The sequence below is a fragment of the Kitasatospora sp. NPDC086801 genome, from assembly GCF_044745805.1.
In the GTDB taxonomy this organism is placed as follows: domain Bacteria; phylum Actinomycetota; class Actinomycetes; order Streptomycetales; family Streptomycetaceae; genus Kitasatospora.
The window spans coordinates 1-6,314 of sequence record NZ_JBIVAX010000016.1; the positions used below are offsets into that span (position 1 = coordinate 1).

General features: G+C 70.1%; 7 protein-coding genes. 4 read left to right on the forward strand and 3 right to left on the reverse strand.

Features of this window, described 5'->3' with window-relative positions; translation table 11 throughout:
- On the forward strand, window positions 1–678 hold a 678-nt coding region (locus ACIPLC_RS18740), incomplete at its 5' end, for an N-acetylglucosamine-6-phosphate deacetylase (protein WP_400474101.1).
- A 20-nt stretch (window positions 679–698) separates the two neighbouring features.
- Here the strand turns inward: ACIPLC_RS18740 and ACIPLC_RS18745 are convergent.
- From ACIPLC_RS18745 to ACIPLC_RS18755, 3 genes are all read right to left on the reverse strand, one after another.
- The gene (locus ACIPLC_RS18745) at window positions 699–2,522 is read right to left on the reverse strand and encodes an ABC transporter ATP-binding protein (protein ID WP_400474102.1); all 1,824 of its coding nucleotides are present in this window, start codon (window positions 2,520–2,522) and stop codon (window positions 699–701) included.
- 38 nt (window positions 2,523–2,560) lie between these two features.
- Window positions 2,561–2,764, reverse strand: a complete 204-nt coding sequence (locus ACIPLC_RS18750; protein ID WP_400474206.1) for a lasso peptide biosynthesis PqqD family chaperone — start codon at window positions 2,762–2,764, stop codon at window positions 2,561–2,563.
- A gap of 144 nt (window positions 2,765–2,908) precedes the next feature.
- The gene (locus tag ACIPLC_RS18755) at window positions 2,909–3,553 is read right to left on the reverse strand and encodes a MarR family winged helix-turn-helix transcriptional regulator (protein ID WP_400474103.1); all 645 of its coding nucleotides are present in this window, start codon (window positions 3,551–3,553) and stop codon (window positions 2,909–2,911) included.
- 686 nt (window positions 3,554–4,239) lie between these two features.
- Between ACIPLC_RS18755 and ACIPLC_RS18760 the strand changes: the two genes are divergently transcribed.
- The 3 genes from ACIPLC_RS18760 to ACIPLC_RS18770 are packed head-to-tail and all read left to right on the forward strand — an operon-like array spanning window position 4,240 to window position 6,303.
- A complete protein-coding gene (locus tag ACIPLC_RS18760; protein WP_400474104.1) occupies window positions 4,240–5,193 on the forward strand; it encodes a LysR family transcriptional regulator in 954 nt (317 codons plus the stop codon).
- Window positions 5,194–5,202: 9 nt separating this feature from the next.
- A complete protein-coding gene (locus ACIPLC_RS18765; protein WP_400474105.1) occupies window positions 5,203–6,048 on the forward strand; it encodes an ACP S-malonyltransferase in 846 nt (281 codons plus the stop codon).
- 3 nt (window positions 6,049–6,051) lie between these two features.
- The gene (locus ACIPLC_RS18770) at window positions 6,052–6,303 is read left to right on the forward strand and encodes an acyl carrier protein (RefSeq protein ID WP_400474106.1); all 252 of its coding nucleotides are present in this window, start codon (window positions 6,052–6,054) and stop codon (window positions 6,301–6,303) included.
- Window positions 6,304–6,314 lie beyond the last annotated feature (11 nt).

The following is a 6,314-nucleotide window of genomic DNA, read 5'->3' on the forward strand; positions in this document are numbered from 1 at the left end:
GTCACCCTCGCCCCGGAGCTGCCCGGCGGTCTGGACTCGGTGCGGATGCTCGCCGACCTCGGCGTGATCGCGGCCGTCGGCCACACCGACTCCGAATACGCGACCACGCTGGAGGCGATCGACGCCGGTGCGAGCGTCGCCACCCACCTGTTCAACGCCATGCCCGGCATCGCCCACCGCGCCCCGGGCCCGATCGTGGCGCTGCTGGAGGACGAGCGGGTCACCGTCGAGCTGATCAACGACGGCGTGCACCTGCACCCGTCCGTGCTCGACCTGGCCTACGGCACCGCCGGGGCGTCCCGGGTCGCCCTGATCACCGACGCCATGGGCGCGGCCGGCATGGGCGACGGCCGCTACCCGCTCGGCCCGCTCCAGGTCGAGGTCAGGGACGGCGTCGCGATGCTCCCGGACGGCAGTTCCATCGCGGGTTCCACCCTCACCCTGGACGTGGCGTTCAAGCGCTCGGTCACCGTCAACGGCCTGACGCTGGACCAGGCCGTCGAGTCGCTGTCCGCCACCCCGGCCCGCCTGCTGGGCCTCGCCGACTCGATCGGCTCGCTGGAGGCGGGCAAGCACGCCGACCTGGTCGTGCTCGACTCCGCGGGCTACGACCTGGTCGCCGTCATGCGCCGCGGCCGCTGGATCGCCGGAGCACAGCGCCTGGGGCGTGTCTCATAGTTCCCGCCGGGCGCGCGAATTCATGAAACACGCCCCGGCGCCCCGGCCCGGTTGACCGGCGGGGTGGCGGAGCCGCGGTCCGCGGCCTGCCGGTGTCCGCAGAGCTGTTGGAATCCCGGGTGGGTGCGCAGGAGTTCGGCGTACGGTCCGGTGGCGGCGGCCGTGCCGTCCGAGAGCATGACGACGGTGTCCGCCGCTTCGATGGTGGACATCCGGTGGGCGATGACGAGCAGGGCGCACTCCTTGCGGAGGCCGTGCAGGTTGACCGTCAGGGCGGCTTCGCTGGCGGGGTCGAGGTGGGCGGTCGGTTCGTCCATCAGCAGCAGGCGGGGGCGGGCCAGCACCGCTCGGGCGATGGCGATCCGCTGGCGTTCGCCACTGGACAGGCGTACCCCGCGTTCCCCGACCTCGGTGTCGAGCCCCGCCGTCAGGCCGTGCACCTTCTCGGTGAGGTTGACGAGGTCGAGGACCTCCCAGAGCCGGTCGTCGGTGACGTCCGGGGCGGCGTAGCAGAGGTTGTCCCGCAGGGTGCCGTGCAGGATCGGGCAGTCCTGTTCGACCCAGCCGAGGTGTGAGCGCCACTCCTTGAGGCCGAGGTCCGCGGCGGGCCGCCCGTCCAGGCGGATGCTGCCGCTCCACGGCTCGTAGAACCGGTTGATCAGGGCGAAGGCGGTCGACTTGCCGGCCCCGGACGGGCCGACCAGGGCCACGAGCGCGTGCGCGGGAACGGTGAGTGACAGCCCCCGGAGGACCGGTGCGTCGGGGCTGTAGCCGAACCGCAGATCGCGGATCTCCAGCGAAGCGGCCGACGGCGGGCCCTGGTCCGGCTGCCGACCCGGTGTGCTGCGGCCGGCCGTGGTGGCGCTGGTGCCGTCCTCGCCGGTGCTGTCCTCGCCGGTTCCGTCCTCGGTGGGGAGCGCGTAGACCTCGTGGATGCGTTCGTTGGAGCCCTTGGCCCTGTGCACCGAGGCGATGCCCGCCATCAGTTCGGTGACGGGCCCCGTGAGCTGGGTGGCGTACAGCAGCATCGCCACGAGGGCGCCGAGCGAGAGGGCGCCTTGGTCGATCCGGGCCGCACCGCCCAGCAGCACCAGGACGAAGGCGGCGTTGATGGCCAGTTGGGCCGTGGGGGCGATCACGGCCGTGAGCCGGGCGCTGCGCAGCGCGGCGTCGTAGGCGCGGTGGGCCAGTGTGTCGAGGTGGTCGATCTCCCGTTGTTCGGCACGGTTGGCCCGGACGGTCCGCAGGGCCGACAGGGCTCGTTCCAGTCCGGCCGAGATCGCTCCGACGGCGGTCTGCAACTCCGTCGACGAGCGGCCGACCTCCGCCGACAGCCGGTTGATCACGAGGCCGCACCCGAGGAGCACGCCCAGGACGAGCAGCATCAGGACCGGATCCAGCACGAACATGGCGACGACGCTCCCCAGGGCGACGCACAGGTTGGTGGCGATCTGGACGGAGACGTGCGTCAGCGCCTCGCGCAGGACGACCACGTCCGTCGAGGCGCGCGCCATGAGGTCGCCGACGCGCAGGCGGTCGAAGGTGTGCAACCGGACCCGCAGCAGGTGCGAGCTGAGCCTGGTGCGCATGCCCAGGACGAACCGCTCGCCCGTGCGCTCCAGCAGGAAGACGGCGAAGGCGCCGATCGACGCCTGGGCCAGCAGGAGCAGGACGAGGACGGTGACGGGCAGGAGGAGCGGTCGGTGCGCGGTGAGCGCGTCGACCACGCCCTTCGCGGCCAGGGGCTGCGCGACGCCCACGGTGGCGGCGATCAGGGTGAGGAGCAGGGCGGCGGCCAAGGGGCGCCGCTGCCCCCGGGTCAGGGCCCACAGCTGTCGCAGCATCGGGTGTGCGGCTCCGTTCCGTCCCCGTGGCCCGGGAGTCAGCCGGTCTCGACCAGCCCGGACGACCGGAGTTGTCCGGTCATCGCGGTGAGGTCCTGCTGTGCCTGGGCCGGGGCGATGCCGAAGTGGGCCGCGAACTCCTCGGCCACGTGGTCCAGGGTGCAGCCGTCCAGGAGGCGTTGCAGCGCGTAGGCGCCGGTCTGGTTGAGCTGCCAGTAGTGCCCGGTGCGCTGGTTCAGCAGGACGCGACGACGCTGGGCTTCAAGAAGCCGCGCTAGCCTCGGCCCTGCGCGACAGCGGTCCTGTCCGACAGCCCGCCAGCTCTGCTGGCGGGCTGTTCCGCTGTCGGGGGCTCGGGGCGGTTCCGGTGGCGGCGGCCGTGCCGGTCACAGCTCCGTCGGGTAGCCGCTCCGGGGAGGCTTGGCGCTGGCGAACTGCCGTCGGGGCGCGCGCGGGGGGCGGGAGGGGGACTCGCGGGACAGCGAACGCGGCGGTGTCCGGGCCGGGGTGGCGGTGGAGGCCTCGGGGCAGGCGGGCTGGCCGCGCAGGGCCTGGGTCTCGACGGCTTCGGCGAGACGCCGCAGGGCGGTCCGGACCTGTGAGCTCTGTTCGTCGCCGAGTGCCCCGAGGACCCGTTGCTCGATGGCCAGGCGCTTGGGCATGACGTCGTCGACGGCGGCCGCGCCGGCCTCGGTGATGGAGACCAGCGCGGCGCGCCGGTCCGCGGGGTTGACCGTCCGGACCACGAGGGCGCGCCGTTCCAGCTTGGCCAGCGCCTTGCTCAGCGCGGCTGGCGACCTTCCCATCGAGGTGGCGAGACGGCGCGCGATCGTCGGCTCGGTCGAGTGGCGGAGGTGGTAGAGCACGTCGAACTCCGACGAGCTGACGGCCGCCGCTTCGAACACAGGTTCAAGCAGGAACTCCAGCATCGCGTGTGCGTGCCGGAGGCCGCCGATGATCTCCATCGACGATAAGTCGAGGTCAGGACGGCTCTGCACCCACAGCTGCCATACCGCCTGCGTTTCATCCATTCGTGCACTTGCTCCAACTTGTTAACCGGTAACCTTTCAGTTACCGTGTGACACGTGGCCCGCTTCCAGCTGGGCAACCTGGGCACGCTCATCGGAGACTTGTCCGCTTTTGTGCTCTCTGTGTATGTGATCTGCTCATGTCACGTGAACCTGGACTGCGACATCCCGCCCGATAGCTTCTCGTCTCTGACGGAGCTGAGGAAAGTGTCACCATGGTCAACGCACATGTCCCCGTCACCCCGTTCCCTGGAGCGATTCCGGGATTGGGCTACCTCCGGCAGATAATACTGGACCGGAATAGCTCGGTGTCTAGCCGTTTGCGCGCGTCGGCGTCAAGGAGACCGGACCCGGCCGCTAGCCGGGCCGCGTCGCCCGGTACCGGGCCGAGAAAGTCGAGTTGACGCCGCGGCGGGTATGAACTCGCCGTACCGCTCGAACACTTCGAACGACCCGAGGCCGAACGCGTCCGGGTGGCCCGCTCCGCAGGGGCGGCCGCCGTGGCGGCTGCCGACGGGTTTCACCCTGCGCACCGAGGCCTGCTTCCCGTGCCCCGGCGCGCTGTTCACGGATCCGCCGCGGGCTGATCGCCCGTGGTTCGTCACCGAATTTCAGGACTTCTCCGGAGTTGGCGCCGCCAACCCCGAAAATCCGCATGGTCAGACTCCGGGAAAAGGTTTCCGCGCACTATGACCGATCGTTTGGGATTCAGCCTCACTCAATTGCGCTACTTCGTCGTTTCCGCCGAGATCGGCAACATATCGGAGGCGGCGGAGAAGCTGTGCGCCTCGCAGTCGACGGTCTCGTCGGCGATCATGCGGCTGGAGCGCCAGCTCGGTGTTCAGCTGTTGCTCCGTCACCATGCCCGCGGGGTCTCCCTGACGCCGAGCGGCCGCCACCTGGTGCGGGAGGCACGCGCGTTGCTGGGGCAGGCCAGCAGCCTCAAGGCGCAGGGCGATGCGCTGGCGGGCGACACCGCCGGTCAGCTCGACGTCGGGTTCTTCCTCCCGATCGCCCCGTTCCTGCTGCCCCTGGTCCACCGGATGGCCCGGGAGCGGCACGGGGCGCTGAAGCTGAACATCCACGAGGCGTCCGCGGACCGGTTGTTGGAGTTCCTCCAGGACGGCCGCTGCGAACTGGCGGTGACCTACGACTTCCTGTCGGGCGAGTCCAGGTTCCACCCGCTGGTCGAACTTCCGGTGCACGCCCTGCTGGCGGATGACGACCCGTTGGGCCTGGCCGGTCCGCTCACCCTGGACGAGCTGGCCGGTAGACCGCTGGTCGCCCTGAACGTCCCGACCGTGCTCCGCCACGTCGAGCGGATGTTCTCCCGCGCGGGCGTCCGCCTGCCGCGGGTCGTGACGACGACGAGCCCCGAGACACTGCGCGGCCTGGTGGCCGCCGGTGCGGGGTTCGCCCTGATGTATCAACGCGCCCGGACCGCAACGACGTTGGACGGGGGCAGGGTCCGCGAGGTGGAGCTGGTCGGAGACCTGCCGACCGCTTCCCTGGGCGCGGCCATGATGCCCGATCTGGCCATGAGCAGCCGCGGTAGGGCGTTCCTGGACGTGCTCGGATCCGCGGTCGCGGTCGGGGCGCGTCGGGCGCGGATCAGTACAGGTCAGCAGATAGCAGCGGGTTGAGGGAGAGTCGTGCTGGCGGTCATCTTTGCTGGTCAGGGAAGTCAGGAAAAGGGAATGGGGGGAGAGGTCTTCGAACGATATCCAGGGCTGGTCCATTTCGCCTCCGACGTGCTGGGGTACGACCTGGTCTCCTTGTGCACGGAGGACCCGGACGGTCTGCTGGGCCGTACGGAGTACACCCAGCCGGCGCTGTTCGTCGTCAACGCGCTGCGGACCTTCGAGCGGGTCCACCGCGAGGACCGGCCGGCGGACGTCTACCTGGGGCACAGCCTGGGCGAGTACAACGCCCTGCTCGCGGCCGGCGTCTTCGACTTCGAGACGGGGCTGCGGCTGGTCGCCAAACGCGGCGAACTGATGGCGGCGGCCTCCGGGGGCGGCATGACCGCGGTCATGAACACACCGCCCGCGCGACTGCTGGAGATCCTCGCGGAGGACGGCGTCGACGGCGTCGACATCGCCGGCCTCAACACCGGCTCGCAGGTGGTCATCGCGGGCACCCCGTCCGTCCTGGAGGCGGCGCACGCCTGCCTGGAGGGCCGGGAGATCCGCTTCGTACGGCTGAAGGTGAGCGCGCCGTTCCACTCCCGGTACATGGAGCCGGCCAGGGCGCGGTTCGCCGAGTTCCTGACGGAGTTCAGTTTCGCCGAACCCGGCACGCCCGTCGTCTCCAACGTCACGGGCCGGCCCTACGAGCCGGGGCAGGTGACGCGCATGCTCACGGAGCAACTGGTCGCCCCGGTGCGCTGGACCGACAGCGTCCGCGGGCTGCTCGACGACGACGCCGGGCTGGAATTCACCGAAATCGGGGGCCTGGCCCTCACTCACATGGTGTTCAAAATCAGGGCTGGAGTGTGACACATGACAACCACGACGGACACGATCCGGCAGTACCTGGAGGACCGTTTCCTCTTCGAGTTCGACGAGGTGATCACCCCGGACACCGACCTGTTCAAGGCGGGGGTCATCGACTCGTTCGGCTACGTCAGGATGATGAAGTTCCTGGAGTCCGAGTTCTCCGTCGAGATATCCCCGGAGGACATCCTCGTGAACGTCTTCGTCTCGCTCACCGCGATCGACGAATTCGTCACCAAGAAGATCTCCGCGAACTAGAAGGACACATC

Excerpts from the sequence above, each read along its gene's own strand:
- ACIPLC_RS18770 (WP_400474106.1), top strand. The coding sequence starts at position 6,052 with ATGACAACCACGACGGACACGATCCGGCAGTACCTGGAGGACCGTTTC.
- ACIPLC_RS18755 (WP_400474103.1), bottom strand. The coding sequence starts at position 3,553 with ATGGATGAAACGCAGGCGGTATGGCAGCTGTGGGTGCAGAGCCGTCCT.
- ACIPLC_RS18745 (WP_400474102.1), bottom strand. The coding sequence starts at position 2,522 with ATGCTGCGACAGCTGTGGGCCCTGACCCGGGGGCAGCGGCGCCCCTTG.
- ACIPLC_RS18760 (WP_400474104.1), top strand. The coding sequence starts at position 4,240 with ATGACCGATCGTTTGGGATTCAGCCTCACTCAATTGCGCTACTTCGTC.